Source organism: Leeuwenhoekiella sp. CH_XMU1409-2 (genome assembly GCF_037029365.1).
Taxonomy (GTDB): domain Bacteria; phylum Bacteroidota; class Bacteroidia; order Flavobacteriales; family Flavobacteriaceae; genus Leeuwenhoekiella; species Leeuwenhoekiella blandensis.
In genome coordinates, this window is record NZ_JAYMEI010000022.1 from 17895 (window position 1) to 40638 (window position 22744).

Sequence of the window (22744 nt, forward strand, 5' to 3'; positions counted from 1 at the left end):
TTGAAAGGATTTTAGCTCAAAAGAGCAGGGTTGATGTCTAAAATGTTCTCTGTACGGTATTGGTTGATAAATGCGGAAGTAAAGGCTTCGCTTCCCAGTAAGTGTTCCTGCTGAAGAACCTTCGCTACATCCAATTGTTTATACTGTTTAAGATAACCTGCCGAAAGGGGTGCATAGCTAAAATGCCACGGCTCATAGTTGAAGCCTTTGCGGCCATAGTCATTGGTGTACACCTCATAAAACCCAAAGGATTCTGCGTGTTCATCCAGCCAGGCTTTGAGTTCGCAAAACGGACCGGTACCGTGAAATTTATCAGGGTCAAGCACATTGCTGGTCACACCGGTTCCCGATTGAATGATGTCGAGATCGGTTGCCCAATGATGTCGCGAAGTCCCGGGGATGGTGCTGTACTCGATGATCTTTTTAATAGCATCCAAGTCGCTCATTCCGTTACTTGTATAGCTTTTGAATTTACGTTCCCAAATGCGGTTTTGATGCGCATAATCGCGATAACTCGACACCACTTGAATACCGATACCGTCTTGTTGTGCGGCAGCAACCATTGTATCGAAAGCTTCCGCCACAGCAGGGCGCAGGCGGTAACCATCCTTTTCAATAAGCTCGGGACGGCCTTTGCCTATAAGTTGGTCTGCACTCCCGGTTTCCTGCGGGAGTGCCCAGTTTGGGAAGCTGCTTAGTGCGGCGGTTGCCAGAGCGGTGGTTTGTATAAAACGTCTGCGTTTCATCATAATTTTTTATAAAGCAGGTAGTGTGTGCCTATGGGTTCGATCTCAAAAGGTTCGCCTTCAATTTTAAAGCCTTTATGGGTATAAAAGTTGAGTGCTTTAATACGGGCGTTGCACCAGAGTAGGTCATAGCCTTGGGCTTTAAGTCGTGCTTCGCCTTCGGCGACCAGCAGATTGCCCAGGCCTTTACCTTGATAGGCTTCTAAAACCGCCATACCACGCAGCTGGTATTGCTTACCGGTGAATTGAGGTTTAGCCGCATTCATAAAGGTGACCACCCCAATAAGGTTTTCAGCATCAAAGAGTCCTAAGTGAAAGGTATCTTCGGCATCATCACCCGGCATTGCGCAGGTCTCGACAGGTCTGCCAGCGCGTAGCACAGGATGCCGCACAGCATAGGTTTCGGCAGTTGTAATTTGCTTAACGGTAAAATCTTTTTGGGTCAAATTCAATAGGGTTTAAGCACGCACATCGGCGTAGTCGGGGTTCTCATCAAATTTAACTTCGGCAAACGGGCAAAGCGGCTCTATTTTGATGTTGTTAGAACGCGCCCATGCAACGGTGTGATCCAGTAATTTGCTGGCGTATCCCTGATGTTCAAATTCCATTTTTGTTTCGGTATGATCTACAATGATCGTACTGCTATCTTGCACGGTATAGGTGAGTTCTGAGATCTTTCCGCTTTCGCTTTCTATCCAGAACATTCCGCGTTTATCATTTTCTCTGTGTTGAATAGTATAATCCATTATTTTTGTGTCAATTTTCAATACTTCAGTGGGCGTACTTCAAGATTCATTGCCTGCGCATGGTCTTGTAATGCAACACTTTTTTGTTTAATACCTTTTCGACCTTTCTGAAAAGGATATGCTTTTAAAATTAGCAATTATGTCCAAAATTACGGTCACCCGTTTGTATAAAGAAGACATTAACACCTTTTTACCACTGGTGCAGGAGTTGATGGAGCATAGCGTAGCAGAAGACCTGCTGAAAGCGCGTTTTGCCGAAATGTTTGAACACCGGTATCAATGTCGGGGAATCTATGTAGAAGGAGAACTTGCCGGCGTATTTGGCTTATGGTTTGCGGTGCGGCATTATGCCGGTAAAACCTGTGAGGTAGATCACGTCTATATTAAACCCGAATACCGCAATCAAGGTTTAGGCAAACAAGCCTTTCAATGGATTTACGATTATGCACGGGAGCAAGGTTGTGAGACTTCAGAACTGAATGCGTATGTGCATAACTTTCCCAGTCACAAGTTTTATATGAATGAAAACTACGTGATCAAAGGCTATCACTTTTTGAAGAAACTCTAGCTAACGGTAATTACGCTGTCTGTAGGCAATTCATACGGCGCCTTGTCGGCTTCAAAAATTCGCGCACTGTGTGGGCCGCGTAAGGTGTATACCCGCTTTTTGACTTCGATCCAACTGCCTTCACGCAGTCCGACTACAGGAAGCGCATTGAAATGGTGAAATTCTTTAATTCGGGTTTCCCGGGTTTCACCCATATGCGTGCTGCCTTCTACAGGATCTAAATAATGCGGATTGATATTGAAAGGAACCGCACCTAAAGTTTTAAAACTAGGCGGATAAACAATAGGCATATCATTTGTGGTTTGCATACTCACTCCGGCAATATTGGTGCCTGCACTAGTGCCCAGATACGGCATATTCTCGTACAACCGATCGCGCAGCGCTTCAAGCACTTTTTGCTCATAGAGTTGTTTTACCAGTAGAAAGGTATTGCCGCCACCGGTAAATACGCCTTGTGCTTTGCTGATGGCTTCAGCAGGATTCTTAAATTGGTGAATGCCTACGACTTCAATATTCAATTGCTTGAAAAACTCTTGCGCCTTGGCGGTGTACAATTCGTGCGATATCCCACCCGGCCGTGCATACGGAATAAAAATAATACGGCTCGCATCTTTAAAATGCTGTGCTAATTGCGGTTTTAAATAGTCAAGATAAGAGCCACCGTGAACGGTAGAAGTGCTTGCGAGAATTAAGTTTTTCAAAAGGTTTCGGTTTAGGACTGTCAAAGGTAGGGGACTGTAGGGATTTAACAAAAAATTACGCGCATTTATCGGGAATTTTGAACTACTAGTTATTAACTTCATTGTAGATTTCAAAAAACCTTCCTTATGAGACTTTTTATGCTTTTTGTTGCACTGTTTTTAACTCAGGCCGATGCGGTTTCCCAAAAGATCGCGCGGGTAATGATCGATGGTCAGATAATCGTTCCTGCAGGAGATGATGCGGCCGGTATTGTGATCTATAATAAAACAGCACAGCGCGGGACGATCACTTCAGAAGAAGGTACCTTTGATATTGCCGTAGCCCGCAACGATGAGGTGGTAATCCAATCGGTACAGTTTGCACCCATTACCGCGATCATTGATCAAGGGATCGTAAGCAGCAAGCAAATGAACGTGACCCTAAGAGAGACGGTAAATGAATTGGATGAAATTGTCGTACGTCCTTATGATCTTACTGGAGATATCGTGGCAGATGTAAATCGCGTACGAACTATAGATCCGGTCCCTTTTGATGGAAGCGACATCCGTATGGAAGACACGCAGTACGACCGGTATTCTGCTGCCGAGAATGTGGCGATAGATGATCAACGCTGGAGGTATGGACTCAATTTTGTGAACATATTTAAGGCGATATTCAAAAAATCTGATGATGGAGCTACTCCAGAGAATACCGAAGAAGAGTTGGCGCAGATGTATTCAAACACTTTCTTTCAAAACAATCTGAATATAGAACAGGAGCGTGTAGGCCAATACATTCAATACGTCGCAGAAAACGGACTGACTAAAGAAATGATGGAGCAAGGGAACGAGTTGGCATTGATCCAGTTTTTGCTAGAGCAGCGCGATGCATTTAAAAAGACCTTGTCAGACAACGAATAGGTATATAAAAAAGCAGCCGGTAAGGCTGCTTTTGGATTATTCATTTGTGATAAATCACATTTCTAAATCTGTGTAAGACTTAAAATGCGCGTGGTGCACGTACAGGGTACGCTTTGCGACGCAGCGAGTCACGCAGTTTTTGTTGTCTTTCATCAAGGACTATAGTGCCCGGATGTAAAAAAGTGCCGGTCAAGACTTTGGAGTCGGTAGTTACTGAAGCTTTAGCTTCAGTGGCTTGCGCATCTTTTTTGAGGTTGGTACTTGCAGGAGTTTCAGAAGGCATCTGAACTGCACTTTGATTAGGGGTTTCTTCTTGAATAGGTGCCTTTTGTGCAACACAAAATGCAGAGCATAGAAGAAGAAACAGTAGGGGTGAAAATTTCTTCATAATTACTAAAACGATTTAATGAGGCAAAACTACTAGTAAGAACCTATTAATGCAATATTTTCTTCATAAAGTTTTCTTAACTATCGGTTAATGAGATTATAAAGGCGTTCAAAGGCTTGATTTTGCTGAAAAGCCAAACTTCTTTAAAGAGTCATTTTTGAGGGAAACTTAGCCTCAACTACGTTCAAATACCCATAATTTTAGTGTAACAAGAAGCTTTATCAGTATACTAACCCGTTACTTTTGCAACGCAAGGATACCAGAGACGTATTTAAAGCGAAGGAATATTTGATATATGGCAAAGCGTATTGCTTTTTTCTTATGGTTTATAGGCTGTTGTGGCTTTAGTTTGAGCGCTCAGGAAACGAAGATGCTTGAAGGTCGCGTGATCAATGATTCTATTGATCACGAATACCTACATATATTAAACCTTACGCTGCAAAAAGGAACGATCACTACCCGTAGCGGTAATTTTACCATTCCGGTGCGGGAGAACGACACCTTGTATGTCTCGGCACTTCAATTCAAGCATCAGGAAGTGGTCATCACGCCCGAGCTCTTTGGACGGAATTATGTGGAGATCAAACTGGAAACCGAAGTGACCGAACTTGAGGATGTCAATATTAGCGATATCGAATTGAGCGGCAGGTTGGGAGACGATATGAATGTGCCTAAAGTAGAAAAACCTTTTGATCCCGGGGCGGCCGGTTTGCCGGTGTACACGGGGCCGGTGCTTACTTCAGAAGAGCGCAAGCTGTACACCGCAACACATACCGGAGGCGGTATCATTCCTGTAGATGCTGTGATCAACGCGATTTCTGGTCGTACGGCCTATCTTAAGAAAATCGTCAAAATATCAAATATGGAAATCCGCGTTCAAAAAGCGCGTAACCTCGTTGCCGATTCAACGTATATGTTTCAGTTGAAGATTCCCGCACGCTATATCGATGATTTTGCACATTATGTGTATATGGATCGTTCTGAAAACTTAGAGATCGCCTCGCGTGACAATCAGCTCTCCTTGATGGAGCTTTTGATGGAGGAGGCGCCTGCTTATTTACGTTCTAAAGAAGAAGAAGGAGTGTCTGTAGATTTTCCTTCAGAAAAAAACTAATGCGTTTATGGAATGTCTTTTGATACAAGCTAGGCGGTCAGGCTTTATAAAAAGCGTAATTTTACGGCACTTATGAAAAAATTAAGCATTCTACTTTTAGTTGCTTTGCCCTTGATGGCAGCGGCAGCGCATAAATATTATTTCAGCGTAACACAGGCAGATTATGATGCGCAGGAGCACTCCTTAAAAATGGTGACTCGTGTGTTTTATGATGATCTGGAAAAAGCCTTTCAAGAGCGTTATGATGCTTCGATAAAAGTAGATGCTACCTACGATCAGGATAAATTGGATGCATATATTCAGCGCTATTTTGATCAGAAGTTGATCATTTCGATAAACGGAAAACCACAACAACTTAACTACATTGGGCATAAGGATGAGGTAGACTACGTCGTGTGCTTTATCGAAGTCACCGGGATACAAGATTTGCGCTCGATAGCTATAGAAAATACCTTATTGATGGATGTATTCCCCGATCAAAAAAACGTGATTCATCTTAACGCAAAAGGGAAGAAAAAGAGCTTTTTACTTACCGAGGGAAATGATAAAGCGATGTTAAATTTTTCTGAATAATTTACTAAGATTCGGTTAATCTTTACTTTTATAAAATTCACAAGCACTTAAAATAGATTTAATTTTTATGAGAACACTCAAGCACACGCTTTTTGCAGTGTTACTTCTGGTTGGAGCAACAGCAGTTGCGCAGGAAGAGCAAGCACCGCAAGAAAAACAAGCAGGGCATGTAAACACGAATAAGTTTAGACAACTTTATAACGAGTTTGCAACGCCTAATCAATTTCGTACGGCTTCGGGAGCACCGGGACCTGCCTATTATCAAAATGAGGCCGATTATGAAATTAAGATTGAACTTGATGATGAGAAGCAAACCATAAGCGGTTTTGAAACCATCACCTATCACAATAACAGTCCTGATCAGTTAGAATATCTTTGGGTACAATTAGATCAAAATGTACGTACAAAAGATTCTCCTGCCTTAGAGCGTAACGGGAGCGGGATGTCTCCTGTAGCACAGCCTGCGGGCATCGTTTCACAATATATGACCGAAGCTTTTGACGGTGGTTTCAATATCACAGAAGTGTCTCAAGACGGTACGCCTTTAGAGCATATGATCAATTACACAATGATGCGTGTAGAAATGCCTGAGCCATTGGCACCGGGTGATTCTTTTGAATTCAGCATACGTTGGAATTATAATATTCCTGAGCATACTGTAGATCGTGCACGTTCTGGATATGAGAGTTTTCCTGACGGAAACAAAAACTATGTGATCGCACAGTTCTTCCCAAGAATGTGTGTGTACAATGACGTAGAAGGCTGGCAAAACTACCAGTTCTGGGGAAGCGGTGAATTTGCGCTTCCTTTTGGAGATTACGACGTAGAGATCACAGTACCTGCAGATCACTTGTTAGACGGAACCGGTAACTTGGTAAACCGTAAAGAAGTATATAGTAAAGAAGAATACAAGCGTTGGGAACAAGCGACCAAGAGCTATGACAAGCCGGTGCTCATCAGAACACAGGCTGAAGCAGAGCAAATCGAACAAGGACGCAGCACCAAAACTAAAACCTGGAAACTTCAGGCAGAGAATGTGCGTGACTTTGCATTTACCTCTTCTCGTAAATATATTATGGACGCACAAGCGGTTAAGTTTCCTAAAGGAGACGTAATGGCGATCTCGATCTATCCTAAAGAAGGAAATCCACTTTGGGAAGAGTACTCTACAAAAGCTGTTGTACAGACTTTAGAATCGTACTCTAGAATGACTTTTGATTATCCTTATCCTAAAGCGATCTCTGTTCACGGAAAGAACCAAGGGATGGAATACCCAATGATCTGCTGGAACTACGGACGTCCTAATGAAGATGGAAGCTATAGCGATCGTACTAAATTTGGAATGATCAGTGTAATTATTCACGAGGTGGGACACAACTTCTTCCCGATGATCGTAAACTCTGATGAGCGCCAATGGGGTTGGATGGATGAAGGAATCAACACCTTTGTACAGTATGTAGCCGAGCAAGATTTTGGTGAGAAGTATCCAGAGGCGATTGCTCCTAATGCAAAGTATCCTTCACGTCGTGGAGAAGCTTCTAAGATCACCGGTTATATGGGTGGTAATCAAGACTTTATTTCGCCAATTATGTCAAACCCAGAGAACGTTTATCAACTAGGGAACAACGCCTACGGAAAACCGGCAACTGCGCTTAATATTTTAAGAGAGACCGTGATGGGACGTGAGTTGTTTGACTATTCATTTAAAACTTACGCACAGCGCTGGATGTTTAAACACCCAACTCCTGAAGATTTCTTCCGTACTATGGAAGACGCTTCTGCAGTTGATCTAGACTGGTACTGGAGAGGATGGTTCTATACTACTGAAAACGTAGATATGGGTGTTGAAGAAGTAAAATCATATTACTTGACTGATAAGCCTACACAAGCAGGAAAGGAATTGATGCAACGTTATGGGGTTGATCCTAGCGGAAGAGATCTTGTTTATGTTGTTGAAGAAGGTGGTGAAGACTATGATCCGGCAATGAAGAACAAGTCGAGCTTAGAGAACGCACCAAACCTTCAAGAGTTCTTGATGGATAACCTTTCTCCTGCAGAACGAGCAAACTTAAAAACACCTAAGCATTTCTATGCGATCAAATTCAATAAGCCGGGAGGGATCCCAATGCCTATTATCGTTGAGTATAGCTATGCAGACGGAACTAAAGAGAAGGTTACCTATCCTGTACAAGTATGGCGTAAAAACGACGCTCAGGTGACTAAAGTATTGGCTACCGATAAAGAACTTACCGGAGTATTACTTGATCCGGATCTTGAAACTGCCGATGTTGACGTTAGCAACAACAGCTGGCCAAAACAAGAGCAAGAGAGCGAGTTTGACAGCTTTAAAGAAGGTACCGAAGACTAGTACGTATTAAGACAGATTTATTATATTAAAAAGCCGATGTTCTTACATCGGCTTTTATTTTTCCTATATATTTGCAGTGTTATGAGTATACCACTTTTTATTAGCGGAGGAGAGATTGCCTTTGTGATTTTTATTGTGATTATGGTTTTTGGTGCCGATAAAGTTCCGGATATCGCCAGAGGTCTCGGTAAAGGTATGCGCACCCTGAAGAACGCTACAGAAGATATTAAATCTGAAATTACCAAGAGCGCAGATAAGCAAGGCATCAATACCGATATCGCCAAGGATATGAAAAAGGAAATTGACGATGCTAAAAAGAATATCGAAGAGATTACCGGATCGGTAAAGCGTAAATTCTAAAGTACTTTTTGAAGGATTCTAAGCGGTTTGTAAATGCTCAGGTTAGTTGCGTTTATGGTCGCTGTAAGGTTAAGGTTGTCAGGAGATTGTATTGGTCAGCTTTCCTGTTTTTTTGATCAGTTCTAAGATAGCCACAGCTGCTTAATGTTAAATTTTGACACTTTGTAAAAATTTACACGGCTAAACCGAGAATTTAGTAATATCTTAAACAAGAAATCGATTACCTATGATTTCTATCCTATAAATACTCTGGGTGATTGTTTATAAGCAGAGTATTTTAGAACAATAATTGTATTTATTCTAAGTGTTAATTATGAATCCCGACTTGTTTCAAGTCGGGATTTTTATTGGAATCAAAAGGAATAATGCTCTGAGGAAATTCAACTACCCGCGTTTCCTGCTTATGGTGAGTCCGTCGCGAATGGTGAGCAATACGGTCTCCAGACGTTCGTCATCCGCCAGTAGGCGATTGTATTCTAAAAGCGCTTTTGTAGAGCTGTCTTTAGGATTTAGCGGCTCTACCACTTTACCACTCCACAATACATTGTCAGAAAGTAAGAGTCCGCCCGGTCTGATACGGTCAACGATCATATCAAAATAAGCGGGGTAATTGGGCTTATCTGCATCCATAAAAACGAGGTCAAAGTCTTCATCCAGCTGCGGAATGATCTCTAGCGCCGGACCCAAGTGTTGTTTGATGTTAGCTGCATAGGCCGAAGCATCAAAGTACTTTTTTTGCAGATCAACAAGTTCTTCATTTACATCTATGGTGTGCAAGATGCCGTCAGGTTGTAAACCTTCAGCTAAGCATAAGGCCGAATAGCCGGTATAGGTGCCTATTTCTAGAATGACCTTAGGATTTACCAGTTTAGCGATCATACTCAAGATACGGCCTTGGTAATGCCCGCTTAGCATACGCGGTTGAACCACTTTTTGATAAGTCTCCCGGGTAAGCTGGCGCAGTAACTCGGGCTCCTTTTCAGAGTGCGCTACTGCATAATCGTCAAGATCTTCTGAGATAAAATGCATAGTTTAATCTTCTTCTTCAAGGCCTTCTAGGACCTCCTCATCGTGTAACATTTTGCGGGTTTCCTGCTTCATCAAGTCAAGTTTATCGCGTAAACTCATATCAGTGGTGAACTTGCCGTCGTAGATCAAATTTAAGATGGCTTTATCCTGAACCCTGCCGCGGCGCATCGCTTCAGAATAGCGCAAGTCTTCTCTAAAGGTAACTAGGGAGTATTTTGAAAAATATTCGGTAGGGAAGGCTTCTTCAAAAGCAATTTCAAGTTTCCGCTTCTCTTGAAAAATAGGCCTCGCCGTATGCGCTTTCATCTCGTGAAAATTATCTACAGCGAGATCTGCAATCGCATCAGTATCTTCTTTGCGCTCTTCTTGATAAGCTTTAAAAACCGCTTTCCAGTCTCCGGCATGCTGATCAAGATATTGATCAAGCACATAAATATCTTCAAAAGCAGAATTCATTCCTTGCCCATAAAACGGAACAATGCCGTGTGCGGCATCGCCTAGCAATAATACTTTACCGTACGCGTGCCAGGGTGAACATTTGATAGTACCCAGCGGTGATGTAGGATTAGCGTGAAACTCTTCAAGCAGGTCTGGCATTAGCGCTAGCGCATCAGGATATTCACGTTTAAAGTAATCTACGACAGCCTCATCGGTATTGAGACTTTCAAAGCTGTCTTTGCCCTCATCCCAAGAAAGGAAAAGCGTAACAGTGAAACTGCCGTCAAGGTTAGGCAAGGCGATCATCATATCTTTCCCTCTCGGCCAGATATGCAAAGCGTGTTTCTCTACAAGAAAGCCGCCATCTGCTTTAGGAGGAAAAGACAATTCTTTATACCCGTGGGTTAAAAAGTCTTGACCGTAGCTGAATAAGAATTTACGATGATCCAACATACTCTTGCGCAGGGCAGAACCTACACCGTCGGCGCCCATCACAATATCGGTTTGATAGGTGGTGGTTTCTCCGGTTTTATAATCTTCAAAAGTAGCTTCAGCCGTCTCGAGGTTTACCCCAGTACATTTTTGATTGAAACGCATTGTGATTTGCGGCATAAGCTCACATTCATCAAGCAGCATTATGTTGAGGTCTTCGCGAGAGATCGAATTGATATATTCATGTCTTCCGCTGTACGGACTCATAAATTGTTCTCCTTCGGTGTTGTGAATCATGCGACCGTGCATAGGAATACAAAGCGGAAGCACTTTATCTTCAAGACCGGCAAGGCGTAAGCCTTTCATTCCGCGGTCTGAAAAAGCCAAATTGATCGAGCGGCCGCTATCTACAACTTCTTTGCGCAGATCGGGACGTTTTTCCATCAGGGTGACTTTATACCCGCGTTGGGCCATACGCAAGGCGAGCAGTGAACCGCAAAGCCCGGCGCCTATGACTAAAATATGTTCTTGGTTTGGAGTTTTCAAAAGAGGTTTGTTAGTTGGTACGCTAGCGTACAATTATATGTTGGCTAAAAGTTGTTTAAGGCGTTGGGTCATCTCGTAAACATCCTCATAGCTGTTATAAAGCGGAGCAGGAGCTACACGTATTACATCCGGCTCTCGCCAGTCGCAAATAATACCGGCTTGCATAAAACCATCGTGCATGCTTCGGTCTGCATTTTTAACTTGAATAGAAAGTTGGCACCCGCGTTCTTCCGGATTTTCAGGAGTTAGGATAGAAATGCGCTCATCATTCAGTTGGTTGATGAGGTATTCTAAATACCCTGTGATCTTTTTAGATTTAGCGCGTATGTTTTTAAAACCGGCTTCAGCAAAAATCTCCAGAGAGGCGCGTATAGGCGCCATCGATAAAATAGGCGGATTGCTCAATTGCCAGCCTTCTGCTCCAGGAATAGGGTCAAAGTCCACACGCATATTAAAGCGGCTTTCCATTTTATGTCCCCACCATCCCGTAAAACGCGGGATATCTTTGTCATTTGCGTGTCGCTCGTGTACAAAGCATCCGCCAATAGCACCGGGGCCGCTGTTTAAATATTTATACGTACACCACACGGCAAAATCAGGGCCGTTATAGTGCAAGTCTGCATCTATATTGCCCACGCCGTGTGCCAGATCAAAACCTACCTTACAGCCGTAACGGTGACCTAACTGTGTGATTTCTTTTATAGGGTATTTTTGACCGGTATAATAATTAGAATTCCCCACCATTACCAAGGCGATTTCTTCTCCATGTTCAGCCATTAGCGCTTCGAGATCTTCAAAGCGGTTGAGGTGCTCGCCCTCACGCGGTTGCCAAAGTATAAGCCCTTCTTGAGGATCATAACCTTTCTCTTTGATTTGCGATTTGACCGCGTAACTGTCAGAAGGAAAAGCGTCACTTTCTATAAGGATTTTATAGCGTTTAGCTGTCGGTCTGTAAAACGAGACCATCATCAAGTGCAAATTGGTAGACAGCGTGTTCATAAGTACTACCTCTTCAGGTTTTGCACCTACGATTGCTGCCATAGGTTCGCGCATAACCTCGTGATACGTCGTCCATGGGATAGCTGCTTTAAAGTGACCTTCAACCGCGATATCTGCCCAATTGCTTAATTCTTGAGCAACATATTCTTTTGCTTTTTTAGGCTGAAGTCCTAAAGAGTTTCCGCAAAGGTAAATGAGGTTGTTTCCTTGCGCGTCTTTAGGAATATTAAACATATCCCGAAAGCGGGCTAAAGGGTCTGCTGCATCAGCCTGTTTTGCGTAGGCTAAAGTGTCTTGATACGTGGTTTTTTCAATTTCTGGCATAGACGGTAAAAATAACACATCGGCAAACGTGCGGCAAACTTAGCAGGCATAAACCTTAAGCCTAAAGAGACTCACTAAATCCTTTTAAGCCTAGGGTATTTGTAGTAATTTGCTAAGCTGTTTTTTATTGGTGCCGCCAAAGGGTTTAATACTCTTAGGCTTGTTTTTAAATTGAAAATTTAACTTTAATAACTTTCTTTAGGGCTTTCCTTTGTCGACAGACAGGTTTGTCCTGAGGTAGTTCACTTTAAAATTGATGCAATCACTTGGTTTAGTATTTAGCCGTTTACGGTATTTTACGCCGGTTTTTTTATTTGCAACCTTAAATATTCTTTACGGTACCTGGGCTATTTATATCCCACAGATCACTGCAAAACTGCAGCTCAATGAAGGAGAATTGGGCTTTGCCGTGTTTTTTATGGCGTTAGGGACGCTTTGTACCATTCCTTTTGTGCCAAAGCTTATCAAGAATCTTGGTTTGGGAAAAGCGGTTTTATTTGCTGTGATTGGCTTTTGTTTGTTTATCCTTGGTCCGTTTTTGGCTAAGTCCTATGTTTTGCTTTGTGCGTCTTTGTATGGAGTAGGTGTCTTTTCAGGATTACTTGATGTAGCGATCAATACCTTGGTCACAGAAGTTGAGCGTAAAGACAAGGTGCATTTTATGTCGGTTTCTCACGGGTTTTTCAGTTTAGGCGGGATGCTGGGAGCAGGTTTGGGAAGTTTATTAATGCCGTATATCGCTTTTGCGGAATGTCATGTTGCCGGAGTAAGTCTTATCTTGATTGTGATCAATCTTATTTTATCTAAAAACTATTACCGAATAACGAGCACTCAGGAAGCTGAAGAATCTAGTTTTAAGCTGAAAAATCTGAAGCCTTTGATCGGTTTGGCATTGATTGGTTTTCTGGTAATGGCTGCCGAAGGCGCTATTGTAGATTGGAGTGCGTTGTATCTAGAGCAAGTAACTTTGGCTACCGCAGCCTTATCAGGCTTGGGGTATACTATTTTTAACGGGACGATGGCATTGGGCAGATTCTTTGGCGATGCCGTTTCTACACGATTTGGTTCGCGTTTGATTATGATCATCGGTTCTTTTCTTGCGGCCGCTGGTTTTGGTCTCACCTTAGTTGCCGATACAACCACTGCGCTTATAGGTTTTGCAGTCGTGGGGATGGGCTTGTCTATTGTAGTTCCTGAATTGTTCAGATATAGCGGTAATTTGAAAGGAATACGTGCCGAAGAGGGCATTAGCTTTATTGCCGGAACCGGATTTGTAGGCCTACTTCTTGGTCCGGTATTTTTGGGCTTTTTGGCACAAACCTTTGATCTTAAAGGAAGCTTTATTGCACTTCTATGCTTTACCGCAATCGCCGGAATTGTTGCGCTCAGCCTTAGGCGAAACTAAAAAGCACGCCTAAGGGCGTGCTTTTAAAATTTTATAAGCCTAAGCTTTATTCTGTTTTTACTGCGATGTCTGTGAAATAAAGTCTAAAATTTTTATCTTCAGTTTTGTGATCTGAGGCGATTTTAATTCCATTGTAATCCTCATAATCGTCCCAGGTGGTCACCATAGAGAATTCTGAAACATTTCCTCTTCTAAAAATCCATTCGCGTACCATAAACTCGTCATCATAGAAAAAGTCATAGGCATCTCCCGGAGTATAGCCTCCTTCGTCACCATAGGTAAGGGTGATCTTATGAAATTGCTTCTTGCTTATAGGCGCTGTTGCTGTGTCTTGTACGGTAAGATTTGAACTTTCTTTATCCCAAACCAAATGCATAGGAGCTAGAAGCCAGAAGGAGTCATTGATAAAGCCTTTATCTGTAGCGGTGCTGGTGTTGTCTACGCTAGATCGGTTATACGTGATGGTGTCCTGAGCTGTCATCTGGGTGATGTCCTGTGTTTTGGGTTTCCAGATCCAGGATTTCTCGTAGTGTTCTTCTCCGCGGTCTACATTAAAAGTGAATTGTACTTCAGAAACCTGATCCCATTGGTCTAAGCCATTGGCTTCAGCGATCTTATAGGCAACTTCCTGTTCTGGTGTGCGTTCTTCTTCTGCGACTTCTTCAGTAGAGACTACGGGAGTTGTTTCAGGAGTTTCCTTGGTTTCGGTTTTACAAGAAAAGAGCGCCAGAAGTATGGCGGTACTGAGTATTATTTTTTTCATCGTTTTGTTTTAGCTATTAAAAATACAAAGTAGATTTTGACCAATAGCATTTTAAGGTTTATTTATTACATCAGCATAGCAGCTTACCGTAAGTTTTCGGCTAAAAGTCGACTATAAAATCTAGATTTATAATCAACTTATTTAAAATACATTCAATGAAAACACTACTTCACAAAGCAGAAACGCGCGGAGATGCAAATCACGGCTGGTTACACAGCAGACATACGTTTAGTTTTGCAAATTATTACGATCCGCAGCGTATGAACTTTGGTGTTTTACGCGTGCTTAATGACGATAAAGTGAGTGGGGGAATGGGATTTGGTACGCATCCGCATCAGAATATGGAAATTATTTCCATTCCTTTATCCGGTGATCTGGAGCATAAAGACAGTATGGGAAATACCACCGTCATCAAGGAAGGAGATATTCAAGTGATGAGTGCCGGAACCGGAGTGCAGCATTCTGAGTATAACAAGAATAAAGACGAGGAGGTGCGTTTTCTACAAATTTGGGTGATTCCCAATACGCAAAATGTAGAACCGCGTTATGATCAAATCACTCTTGATCGTGCCGATCGTAAGAATAAACTGCAGCAAGTGCTTTCTCCTAATAAAGAAGACGCCGGTGTATGGATCTATCAGGATGCCTGGTTCAATATGGTAGATTTGGATGCCGAAAAAGAAGTGGTTTACGATTTCAATTTAAAAACAAACGGACTCTACATTTTTGTTTTAGAAGGAAGCATAGAAGCAGGCGGGCAAGCTCTGGAACGAAGAGACGGTTTGGGTGTTTTTGATACTGATGCTATTACCTTAAAAGCGACAGCAGATGCTTCTGTTTTGTTGATGGAAGTGCCGCTGCAGCTGTAAAACCTTGATGGGCTTTCTGAAAAATTGACAGTTTTTTTCTCGTGAAATCTGATGGTACTTTTTTTGCTTTGAGTTGACGAGAAACTATTAATTAAACCTTCGATTTATGGAAACACCAATTAAGTTAGAGTTAGTAGGACAAAAAGGAGAACTGTTTGCCTTAAAATATCCGGGATTGCAAATTCCTATTCACGTTAATGACGAACTGTTAGAAAAATTTAAGGCGAGTGATGAGTATATTGTGGTTGAAAATTTATCAACCGCTGAATATTCAGAACAATCTTGGAGTTCTTCGGAAACCAAAAATCAAATACGAGCTTAAAATACTAAAAAAGGCGACGCATTAGGGTCGCCTTTTTTATTGGCACCGTCAAAGGGTTTGATACTCCAAGGCTTGCCTCGCAATTGAAAATTCGTTTTCAAGCAATGTCTCGGGTTTGCCCTAAAATAGTTTACTGGCAATATCTAATACTTTGTCACTTCAAAGCCTTTCTCGAATTGGTTTACTGTAGTCTACTACATCGTTGCCTTAAGAAAATCAGCGCTTACTTTACGATTTTAATAACATCCGGCTGCCCGCGATTTGTAATAACATAGATTAATTTTGCATTTTAGAATCAGGTTATGACAAAACGCTTCACCACTTCTTCGCGCACGACGATCATTTTAATTCTGGGAACTCTTATTGCAATTGGTCCGTTTTCGATCGATATGTACCTGCCGGGTTTTGGTAATGTTGCAGAAGATTTTGGAGTAGATATCAGCAGAGTAGGTTTAACCTTGACCAGTTACCTTATTGGGATAGCACTGGGACAACTCGCTTATGGACCTTTGATGGATCGGTTTGGGAGACGTCGCCCGCTTATAGGCGGCCTTATCCTTTTTACAGTTACTTCACTTATTTGTGCAGCCAGCTGGAATCTTAATATTCTTATTGCCGCACGCTTTTTTATGGCATTGGGTGGTTGCGCCGGTATGGTGGCTTCAAAGGCGATCGTAAGAGATCTTTTTGAAAAGAAACAAGTTGCAGATGTACTTTCAACATTAATGCTCATTATGGGAGTTGCTCCCATAATCGCTCCTACTGTAGGCGGACTTGTAATTGGTGCTTTTGACTGGGAGGCGGTTTTTTATATTCTTGCTGCATTTGCAATTATTATGTTGGTTTTGATCACCTATGTTTTGCCGGAAAGTGCAAAACCCAATCATACCACCAGCCTTAGGCCAAAAAATATTTTGCTTGAATATGTCTCAATCTTAAAAAACAGGGAGTTTTTCATTTTTGCAGTTGCTCGCGGTTTTACAATGGGATGCTTGCTAAGTTATGTAAGCAGTGCTCCTTTTATTTTTATTGAATTTTTTGGCTTAACGGAACAACAATTTGGTTGGGTCTTTGGAAGTAATGCGCTTGGTTTAATTCTGGGAAGTCAAATCAATCGCTTAGCGCTTAAGCGTTTTTCGTTGTTGCAAATTACAGTAACCACCTGTGTAGCGCTTACTATTTTAACAGCGCTCGGACTAGGGATTAGTTTCGTCGAAATCAATTTCTGGATCGTATACCCATTTTTATTTACAATGTTGTTTTTAATAGGTTTTCAAAACCCTAATGTTACCGCGTTATCTCTTGATCCCTTTACCAAGCAAGCAGGAAGTGCTTCTGCACTTATAGGAAGTATTGGTATGATCTTTGGGTCGGTTGCCAGTATTTTGGTCGCAGAGCTCGTTACCGAAAGTGTAAAGCCGTTGCTTTTTATCTTATTTGGAAGTGCGGTCTGTAGCTTACTCCTTGTTTTATTCTATCTTAATAAGCGTAAGGCTTACAAATTTCAGACTACATAGTTTTTATCTTTTATCCCGATTTTCGGGTTTGTTAGCTATAATTAACAAATAGTTTTTTGTAACTGATTAATAATTAGTATTTTAGGCGATTTTTTAAAATGAGGTTCTCGCAGTGAGAACTTTTTAAAACTTTTTTAAAAGCCTATTATGAGATTAAAATCCCTACTTCCTCTTAGTATTGCGCTGTGTATTACATCAATTACCACTTTTGCCCAAGATAAAAGCTATGACATTGGCTTGTATCTCGGAGGTGTGAATTATTATGGCGAAATTGGTAAAAAGAACTTTGTGGCACCCAACCGCGCTTTTTTAGGCATTATTGGCAAGATGAATTTTAATGAAAATTTAAGCGCCAGAGCAAGTGTAACCTACATGACTTTGTACGATGATGATCGGGATGCAGACGACGGATACCGAGGAACCGGAAGAAATAACTCGCTTTACTATTCTTTTGATAACAGCCATCTGGAACTCACCGCAGCATTAGAGTATGTGCCATTTTCATTTTTTAAATCCTCATACAATCCAATTGATTTTTATGTCTATGGCGGAATAGGCGCGATTTACGGCGACGAATTGTATTACCCGTTGTCTGCAGGGTTTGAAGATGTACAAGCGGTAAAATATGGCACGCGTACCCGTATGATTATTCCTTTTGGTGCCGGGCTTAAAACCTTCATTGGAAGCCAATTTATGCTCGGTATAGAGTTGGCTCCACGATACAATTTCAGTGATAATTTAGATGGAAGCCATCCGGATGAGGAACAATTGGAGCCAAATCAACTGCCTAACTTCATAAATAATGATTGGTACACGTATATAGGTTTGACCTTGACGTACCGCATTGGCAAAGGTGGACGTAATGCTTGCTACTGCACGCTTTAATCACCACTGTTTTCTTCGGTAATACGTACTTCGTTTTATCTTTGTCCTATGGCGAGAAGACTAGATAGCATTACCGATACCAAAAAAACAAACGTGCGTGCTTCCTTTCAGGCACTGCGCTACATTCCGCGATTTTTTAAAGAGATCAGTCGGGTAAGTAAATTGCTCTTTGGTCTTAATCTTCTGGGGCGTATAATCAATGCATTCTCACCGGTGGTGATTCTATGGGTAGGAAAATTGATCATTGATGAGATCATTACCCAAATTAACGCATCACCTGCAAATTATGAGCAGCTTTGGAACTATGTGCTGCTGGAATTTGTCATCATCATTATTGCCGACATCATCAATCGAGGAATCGCGATTTCAGATGGTTTGCTGGGTGATAAATACAATATCATTTCTTCAGAAAAAATGATACGTAAAACCAGTAAGATCGACATGGCGCAGCTTGAAGATTCTGAATTTTACGATAAGCTTGAACGTGCACGCCAGCAAACTCAGGGCAGGGTAGGACTTATGAGTACATCACTCAGTCAGTTACAAAGCCTTATTTCTATAAGTACACTTATCGCCGGGCTGGTCTATTTTCAGCCGATGTTGATCGTCTTACTGGCACTTAGTATCATTCCGTTATTTATTAATGAAATTCGTTTTAGCGGGCAGCAATATTCGTTATCACGCAGCTGGACTGCCGAGCGGCGAGAGCTTGATTATCTGAGATATATTGGGGCTAATGATAAAACAGCTAAAGAGATTAAACTCTTTGGGTTGACCGATTTTATTGCAAGTAGATTTAAAAAACTCAGCGAGGAATATTATCAAATAAATAAGAAACTTACGATCAAGCGCAGTGCTTACAGTGCCGTTTTTAATATTCTGGGAGTGGTGTGCTATTATGCTGCATATCTGGTGATCATCAAAAGTGTTTTGGATGGGCAGATAACCGTAGGAGAATTGACCTTTTTATCAGCCTCCTTTAATCGCTTGCGCAACAGCTTGCAATCCTTTTTTACCAATTTTACCCAGATCACTCAACGTGCGTTATATCTTAAAGATTACTTTGATTTTATCGATTTGGAAATTCCTGATGCTCAAAAATCATTTCTAGAGTTACCACAAGCGATCACCCAAGGTTTTGAATTGGTAAATGTGCATTTTGGTTATCCTGAAAGTGAATACGAGGTTTTAAAAGGGGTAAGTTTCAAATTAAAAGCCGGAGAGAAAATGGCTTTTGTAGGAGAGAATGGAGCGGGTAAAACGACCTTGATCAAGTTGATGCTGCGTTTTTATGAACCTACACAAGGACAGATCTTGCTGGATGGCGTAAATATCAATCGATACGATAAGGCAGACTATCAACAAATGTTTGGTGTGATTTTTCAGGATTTTTTCAGATATGAGTTTACGCTGCGCGAAAACATTGCCGTAGGGGCCATTGATGCAGTTACAGATAATCATCGCATTGGGCAGGCCGCAGAATTGAGTTTGGCGAGTGAAGTGATCGATGCGCTTGAAGAAGGTGTAGAAACCCAATTAGGTAAACGCTTTAAAAAAGGGCAGGAACTTTCAGGCGGACAATGGCAAAAAGTAGCTTTGGCACGCGCTTATATGAAAGATGCTAAAGTGATGATTCTAGACGAACCTACTGCAGCTTTAGACGCTAAAGCAGAGTACGAGGTTTTTGAACGATTTATTGATCTGACAAAAGGGAAAACGAGCATAATCATATCTCATCGTTTCAGTACAGTGCGTATGGCAGATCGCATTCTGGTTCTTAAACATGGAAAAATCCTGGAGTTAGGAACGCACGACGAGCTGATGGAAACCCCAAAACTCTATGCCGAACTGTTTGAGCTACAAGCTCAAGGCTATAAATGATGTTTAAAGTCCGTTTGCGCTAAGTCCGCCATCAACCACCAGATTTTGACCAGTGATGTATGAAGATTGGTCCATCGCAAGAAAGGCAATAGTATTTGCCATTTCTTCAGGCTGTGCAAAACGCTTCAGTGGAGTGCGCTCAATAATTTTATCGTAACGCTCTTTTTGATCCATTACCGGTTTAACTAACGGAGTTTCTGTATACCATGGAGAAACGGCGTTCACACGAATATTTTTATCGGCCCATTCTGAAGCAAGGCTTCGGGTTTGTTGTAAAAGACCGGCTTTGGCCATCGCATAAGGTGCACCGCTTTTAATATCCTGAGAAGCTGCAACCGAAGCTACATTAATGACTGAAGCTTTTCCTGAGCGTTTAAGAAGTGCAAAAAACTTTCGAGTCAATTCAAAGGGAGCCAAAAGATTGGTGTCTATAATTTGCTGATATTCTTCAGGTTCAAAAAGAATGGCTTCTTTGCGAATATTCATTCCTGCATTATTGACTAAAATATCAAGAGAACCGCTACGCTGAAAAACAAAATCTGTTAATTGATCTTGATCATCTTCAGAAGTTACATCGGCTTGCATACCCGAAGCGATAAAGCCTTGTTCTCCCAATTCTTGCTGAAATGCGGTAACGGCTTCACCATCGCGTGCGGTAAAGATGACTTTAGCACCAAGTTGTGCAAATGCAAGAACGGTAGCTCTGCCAATCCCTTTAGTTCCTCCGGTTATTAATGCTGTTTTTCCTTCTAAATTCCACATAGGTTAATCTCAATTTGCCGGCAAAACTACAAAGAGATTTAAGGCTATCTGCAGGGATGGAGCATAAATTTTAAATCGCTCTTCGATTTATGCATAAAAAAAGCCGTACTAGTTAGTACGGCTTTCAACTTATAAATGCGATAGATTTAATCTACAGCATCTTCTGCAGCGTCACCAATGTCATCTGCTGCATCTTCAATTTTATCTCCGGTAGATTCTTCACGACAACTTTGTAGTGTTGTGCCCATAACTCCGGCTAGAAATAGAAATAAAAAAATACGTTTCATAATTAAAAATTTAAAGGTTAGAATTTTGGTTGTTTTACAAGCGTCTGCCTGTTGCTAGTTTGTAAAGAATCGCAATTACAGCGAGTACCAGTAGAATGTGTATTAAACTACCTACCGATTCGGCGAAGCCAAAATAGCCTACAAGCCATCCTATAATTAAAATCACTACAATAAGCCAAATTATGTCTCTCATAACTAATTTTTATTGGTTAGTGATATGAAATTAATTGATTGTTGCAGAAGTGAGTCTTTGGTTAACAGTGAATTAACGGCAGTTCTAGAATTTTTGTGGATTCTTTATGATTTCCTGCGCCCGTTTAACAAGTTGTTCTAATTCGTCCGGATCTTTTTTGTCGAGCATGCTCATCATCATGTTCATGCGTTGGTTGTTCTTGAAATGTTCTCGTTTTTCAAAAAGAAAATTCCAGTATAAACTATTAAAAGGGCAGGCGTCATCACCTGTTTTTTTACTTACACTGTATTTACATGAACTGCAATAATTGCTCATTTTATTGATGTAGCTTCCGCTGGAAACATAGGGTTTTGTCGCGACGATGCCGCCATCAGCAAACTGACTCATACCCCGAGTATTTGTGATTTCTACCCACTCGAGGGCATCAATATAAATGCCCAGATACCAAGCGTCAACTTCATCGGGGTGTGTTTGGGTGAGCAGCGCATAATTTCCTGTGATCATCAGGCGCTGAATGTGATGTGCATATGCGTGGTCTAAGCTTTGCTTGATGGCATGGTGCATGCAATTCATTTTTGTTTCTGCCGTCCAATAAAAATCAGGAAGCTCATTTTGATTGTCTAGTTTGTTGCTGCGACGGTAACCGGGCATTTTCATCCAGTAAATTCCGCGCATATATTCACGCCAACCTAAAATCTGTCTTACAAAACCTTCAACTTGGCTGATGTCTATGTCATCTTTATTTGCTCTCCAGTGATCGATCACTTTTTCTATAACCTCAAGTGGATGCAAGAGTTTGCTATTCATCGCAAAGCTGAGTCGGCTATGAAAAAGATAAATTTGATCAGGATCCATTGCATCTTGATAATCTCCAAAATGTTTCAGTAAGTTGGAGCAGAAATAATTGAGCACACTTAAACCGTCTTCACGGCTCGTGGGCCAGTTAAATTGTTGCTCATCAATACTCCCCATCGTCTTGACGCCGGCTTCTTCAATCATCTTGCAAAGAGCCGAAACATCTTTTCTAAAACCACGCTCGTGCGGAATTTCAGGCTCTCCTTTCCATTTCTTACGATTGCTTTGATCAAAATTCCATTTTCCGCCTTCAGGATCTTTAGCATTTGCCATCATAATGTCGTATTTCTTGCGCATGTCGCGGTAGAAATATTCCATCGTATAGGTTTTCTTTCCTTTAAAAAAAGTTTCCAGATCGGTGCGTGAAGTGAGGAAGTGTTCTGTGTCTACTGCTTCAGAATCAAGCTCAAGGGAATCGCTGAATTCTTTGAGTTGCTGGTCGAGTCGGTATTCGTCAGGAAGTTGGTATTCAAAGCGTTCGATGTAATGCGCTTTAAAAAGCTTTACTAAGTTTTGGGTAAGATCTTGCTTGTTGTCAGGATGATCTAATTGATAATAGATCACGCTATGTCCGCGTTCCTGAAGCCACTGGCTAAAATTGCGCATTGCGCTAAAAAAGGCGACCACTTTTTGAATATGATGCGTAACATAGTCGGTTTCCTGCCGCATCTCTGCCATAAAATAAAGCACCTCATCATCGGTCTTATCAAACCAAGAGTGCTTATGATTCAATTGATCTCCTAAAAGTAATCGTAGTGTTTTTGCCATATTTT

The 22744-nt window shown here is 41.6% G+C and carries 25 protein-coding genes; 12 read left to right on the plus strand and 13 right to left on the minus strand.

Translation table 11 applies throughout. The features are described from left to right. Positions 1-11: 11 nt before the first annotated feature. Genes WA338_RS17410 through WA338_RS17420 form a run of 3 tightly spaced genes read right to left on the minus strand, consistent with a single transcriptional unit; the run spans position 12 to position 1492 of the window. Entirely contained in the window at positions 12-749 is a 738-nt protein-coding gene (locus tag WA338_RS17410) for a M15 family metallopeptidase (RefSeq protein WP_273419517.1), read from the minus strand. Beyond that, on the minus strand, positions 746-1192 hold the full coding sequence (locus tag WA338_RS17415; protein WP_336094342.1) for a GNAT family N-acetyltransferase: 447 nt from the start codon (positions 1190-1192) through the stop codon (positions 746-748). The genes WA338_RS17410 and WA338_RS17415 overlap by 4 nt, the downstream gene beginning before the upstream one ends. A 12-nt stretch (positions 1193-1204) precedes the next feature. Next, complete coding sequence (locus WA338_RS17420; protein WP_009781333.1) at positions 1205-1492, minus strand: GNAT family N-acetyltransferase; 288 nt, start codon at positions 1490-1492, stop codon at positions 1205-1207. Between the two features lie 139 nt (positions 1493-1631). Here WA338_RS17420 and WA338_RS17425 point away from each other — a divergent pair, with 139 nt between their 5' ends. Then, complete coding sequence (locus WA338_RS17425) at positions 1632-2060, plus strand: GNAT family N-acetyltransferase (RefSeq protein ID WP_154648953.1); 429 nt, start codon at positions 1632-1634, stop codon at positions 2058-2060. Here WA338_RS17425 and pepE read toward each other — a convergent pair. Further along, positions 2057-2761: a dipeptidase PepE gene (gene pepE / locus WA338_RS17430; protein WP_336094345.1), complete on the minus strand. Its 705-nt coding sequence runs from the start codon at positions 2759-2761 to the stop codon at positions 2057-2059. The genes WA338_RS17425 and pepE overlap by 4 nt on opposite strands. Before the next feature lie 126 nt (positions 2762-2887). Between pepE and WA338_RS17435 the strand changes: the two genes are divergently transcribed. Beyond that, on the plus strand, positions 2888-3661 hold the full coding sequence (locus WA338_RS17435; protein ID WP_009781330.1) for a hypothetical protein: 774 nt from the start codon (positions 2888-2890) through the stop codon (positions 3659-3661). A 79-nt stretch (positions 3662-3740) separates the two neighbouring features. On the opposite strand, the gene WA338_RS17440 is transcribed toward WA338_RS17435, so the two are convergent. After that, entirely contained in the window at positions 3741-4049 is a 309-nt protein-coding gene (locus WA338_RS17440) for a hypothetical protein (protein ID WP_273420031.1), read from the minus strand. Between the two features lie 295 nt (positions 4050-4344). Between WA338_RS17440 and WA338_RS17445 the strand changes: the two genes are divergently transcribed. The 4 genes from WA338_RS17445 to WA338_RS17460 all read left to right on the plus strand — a co-directional run bounded on the left by WA338_RS17445 (position 4345) and on the right by WA338_RS17460 (position 8464). After that, on the plus strand, positions 4345-5163 hold the full coding sequence (locus WA338_RS17445; protein WP_009781328.1) for a hypothetical protein: 819 nt from the start codon (positions 4345-4347) through the stop codon (positions 5161-5163). Positions 5164-5235: 72 nt separating this feature from the next. After that, complete coding sequence (locus tag WA338_RS17450; RefSeq protein WP_009781327.1) at positions 5236-5736, plus strand: DUF6702 family protein; 501 nt, start codon at positions 5236-5238, stop codon at positions 5734-5736. 67 nt (positions 5737-5803) lie between these two features. Next, a complete protein-coding gene (locus WA338_RS17455) occupies positions 5804-8104 on the plus strand; it encodes a M1 family metallopeptidase (protein WP_336094350.1) in 2301 nt (766 codons plus the stop codon). Between the two features lie 81 nt (positions 8105-8185). Beyond that, the gene (locus WA338_RS17460) at positions 8186-8464 is read left to right on the plus strand and encodes a Sec-independent protein translocase subunit TatA/TatB (RefSeq protein ID WP_009781325.1); all 279 of its coding nucleotides are present in this window, start codon (positions 8186-8188) and stop codon (positions 8462-8464) included. Between the two features lie 384 nt (positions 8465-8848). Here the strand turns inward: WA338_RS17460 and WA338_RS17465 are convergent, their stop codons facing one another. Genes WA338_RS17465 through kynU form a run of 3 tightly spaced genes read right to left on the minus strand, consistent with a single transcriptional unit; the run spans position 8849 to position 12232 of the window. Then, positions 8849-9493: an O-methyltransferase gene (locus WA338_RS17465; protein ID WP_009781324.1), complete on the minus strand. Its 645-nt coding sequence runs from the start codon at positions 9491-9493 to the stop codon at positions 8849-8851. A gap of 3 nt (positions 9494-9496) precedes the next feature. Next, on the minus strand, positions 9497-10909 hold the full coding sequence (locus WA338_RS17470; protein ID WP_040533679.1) for an FAD-dependent oxidoreductase: 1413 nt from the start codon (positions 10907-10909) through the stop codon (positions 9497-9499). A 33-nt stretch (positions 10910-10942) separates the two neighbouring features. After that, positions 10943-12232, minus strand: coding sequence for a kynureninase (kynU, locus tag WA338_RS17475; protein WP_009781322.1), 1290 nt, complete (start codon positions 12230-12232; stop codon positions 10943-10945). A gap of 256 nt (positions 12233-12488) precedes the next feature. On the opposite strand from kynU, the gene WA338_RS17480 reads away from it, so the two are divergent. Continuing rightward, positions 12489-13637 carry an MFS transporter gene (locus WA338_RS17480; RefSeq protein WP_009781321.1) on the plus strand — a complete coding sequence of 383 codons (1149 nt, stop codon included), beginning with the start codon at positions 12489-12491 and terminating at the stop codon, positions 13635-13637. A 46-nt stretch (positions 13638-13683) separates the two neighbouring features. Here WA338_RS17480 and WA338_RS17485 read toward each other — a convergent pair whose 3' ends face one another. Continuing rightward, on the minus strand, positions 13684-14400 hold the full coding sequence (locus tag WA338_RS17485) for a hypothetical protein (protein ID WP_009781320.1): 717 nt from the start codon (positions 14398-14400) through the stop codon (positions 13684-13686). A gap of 155 nt (positions 14401-14555) precedes the next feature. Between WA338_RS17485 and WA338_RS17490 the strand changes: the two genes are divergently transcribed. The 5 genes from WA338_RS17490 (at position 14556) to WA338_RS17510 (ending at position 19874) form a co-directional block, all read left to right on the plus strand. Then, positions 14556-15269 carry a pirin family protein gene (locus WA338_RS17490; RefSeq protein ID WP_009781319.1) on the plus strand — a complete coding sequence of 238 codons (714 nt, stop codon included), beginning with the start codon at positions 14556-14558 and terminating at the stop codon, positions 15267-15269. 106 nt (positions 15270-15375) lie between these two features. Next, entirely contained in the window at positions 15376-15591 is a 216-nt protein-coding gene (locus tag WA338_RS17495) for a hypothetical protein (RefSeq protein WP_009781318.1), read from the plus strand. A gap of 302 nt (positions 15592-15893) precedes the next feature. Beyond that, on the plus strand, positions 15894-17108 hold the full coding sequence (locus tag WA338_RS17500; protein WP_273016148.1) for a multidrug effflux MFS transporter: 1215 nt from the start codon (positions 15894-15896) through the stop codon (positions 17106-17108). A gap of 147 nt (positions 17109-17255) precedes the next feature. Beyond that, positions 17256-17993, plus strand: a complete 738-nt coding sequence (gene porG / locus WA338_RS17505; RefSeq protein WP_009781315.1) for a type IX secretion system protein PorG — start codon at positions 17256-17258, stop codon at positions 17991-17993. Positions 17994-18041: 48 nt separating this feature from the next. After that, the gene (locus WA338_RS17510) at positions 18042-19874 is read left to right on the plus strand and encodes an ABC transporter ATP-binding protein (protein ID WP_273016145.1); all 1833 of its coding nucleotides are present in this window, start codon (positions 18042-18044) and stop codon (positions 19872-19874) included. A gap of 3 nt (positions 19875-19877) precedes the next feature. Here WA338_RS17510 and WA338_RS17515 read toward each other — a convergent pair whose 3' ends face one another. The 4 genes from WA338_RS17515 to WA338_RS17530 all read right to left on the minus strand — a co-directional run bounded on the left by WA338_RS17515 (position 19878) and on the right by WA338_RS17530 (position 22739). Further along, positions 19878-20636 carry an SDR family oxidoreductase gene (locus WA338_RS17515; RefSeq protein ID WP_009781313.1) on the minus strand — a complete coding sequence of 253 codons (759 nt, stop codon included), beginning with the start codon at positions 20634-20636 and terminating at the stop codon, positions 19878-19880. A gap of 146 nt (positions 20637-20782) precedes the next feature. Beyond that, positions 20783-20923: a hypothetical protein gene (locus tag WA338_RS17520; RefSeq protein ID WP_009781312.1), complete on the minus strand. Its 141-nt coding sequence runs from the start codon at positions 20921-20923 to the stop codon at positions 20783-20785. Positions 20924-20957: 34 nt separating this feature from the next. Beyond that, complete coding sequence (locus tag WA338_RS17525) at positions 20958-21116, minus strand: lmo0937 family membrane protein (protein ID WP_040532911.1); 159 nt, start codon at positions 21114-21116, stop codon at positions 20958-20960. An 84-nt stretch (positions 21117-21200) separates the two neighbouring features. Further along, on the minus strand, positions 21201-22739 hold the full coding sequence (locus WA338_RS17530; protein ID WP_336094359.1) for a cryptochrome/photolyase family protein: 1539 nt from the start codon (positions 22737-22739) through the stop codon (positions 21201-21203). Positions 22740-22744 lie beyond the last annotated feature (5 nt).

Excerpts from the sequence above, each read along its gene's own strand:
- WA338_RS17525 (WP_040532911.1), bottom strand. The coding sequence starts at position 21,116 with ATGAGAGACATAATTTGGCTTATTGTAGTGATTTTAATTATAGGATGG.
- WA338_RS17465 (WP_009781324.1), bottom strand. The coding sequence starts at position 9,493 with ATGCATTTTATCTCAGAAGATCTTGACGATTATGCAGTAGCGCACTCT.
- WA338_RS17485 (WP_009781320.1), bottom strand. The coding sequence starts at position 14,400 with ATGAAAAAAATAATACTCAGTACCGCCATACTTCTGGCGCTCTTTTCT.
- WA338_RS17435 (WP_009781330.1), top strand. The coding sequence starts at position 2,888 with ATGAGACTTTTTATGCTTTTTGTTGCACTGTTTTTAACTCAGGCCGAT.
- WA338_RS17445 (WP_009781328.1), top strand. The coding sequence starts at position 4,345 with ATGGCAAAGCGTATTGCTTTTTTCTTATGGTTTATAGGCTGTTGTGGC.
- WA338_RS17520 (WP_009781312.1), bottom strand. The coding sequence starts at position 20,923 with ATGAAACGTATTTTTTTATTTCTATTTCTAGCCGGAGTTATGGGCACA.
- WA338_RS17500 (WP_273016148.1), top strand. The coding sequence starts at position 15,894 with ATGACAAAACGCTTCACCACTTCTTCGCGCACGACGATCATTTTAATT.
- WA338_RS17460 (WP_009781325.1), top strand. The coding sequence starts at position 8,186 with ATGAGTATACCACTTTTTATTAGCGGAGGAGAGATTGCCTTTGTGATT.
- porG (WP_009781315.1), top strand. The coding sequence starts at position 17,256 with ATGAGATTAAAATCCCTACTTCCTCTTAGTATTGCGCTGTGTATTACA.
- WA338_RS17410 (WP_273419517.1), bottom strand. The coding sequence starts at position 749 with ATGATGAAACGCAGACGTTTTATACAAACCACCGCTCTGGCAACCGCC.
- WA338_RS17425 (WP_154648953.1), top strand. The coding sequence starts at position 1,632 with ATGTCCAAAATTACGGTCACCCGTTTGTATAAAGAAGACATTAACACC.
- WA338_RS17495 (WP_009781318.1), top strand. The coding sequence starts at position 15,376 with ATGGAAACACCAATTAAGTTAGAGTTAGTAGGACAAAAAGGAGAACTG.
- WA338_RS17480 (WP_009781321.1), top strand. The coding sequence starts at position 12,489 with ATGCAATCACTTGGTTTAGTATTTAGCCGTTTACGGTATTTTACGCCG.
- WA338_RS17455 (WP_336094350.1), top strand. The coding sequence starts at position 5,804 with ATGAGAACACTCAAGCACACGCTTTTTGCAGTGTTACTTCTGGTTGGA.
- kynU (WP_009781322.1), bottom strand. The coding sequence starts at position 12,232 with ATGCCAGAAATTGAAAAAACCACGTATCAAGACACTTTAGCCTACGCA.
- WA338_RS17450 (WP_009781327.1), top strand. The coding sequence starts at position 5,236 with ATGAAAAAATTAAGCATTCTACTTTTAGTTGCTTTGCCCTTGATGGCA.
- WA338_RS17530 (WP_336094359.1), bottom strand. The coding sequence starts at position 22,739 with ATGGCAAAAACACTACGATTACTTTTAGGAGATCAATTGAATCATAAG.
- WA338_RS17515 (WP_009781313.1), bottom strand. The coding sequence starts at position 20,636 with ATGTGGAATTTAGAAGGAAAAACAGCATTAATAACCGGAGGAACTAAA.
- WA338_RS17510 (WP_273016145.1), top strand. The coding sequence starts at position 18,042 with ATGGCGAGAAGACTAGATAGCATTACCGATACCAAAAAAACAAACGTG.
- WA338_RS17490 (WP_009781319.1), top strand. The coding sequence starts at position 14,556 with ATGAAAACACTACTTCACAAAGCAGAAACGCGCGGAGATGCAAATCAC.
- WA338_RS17420 (WP_009781333.1), bottom strand. The coding sequence starts at position 1,492 with ATGGATTATACTATTCAACACAGAGAAAATGATAAACGCGGAATGTTC.
- WA338_RS17440 (WP_273420031.1), bottom strand. The coding sequence starts at position 4,049 with ATGAAGAAATTTTCACCCCTACTGTTTCTTCTTCTATGCTCTGCATTT.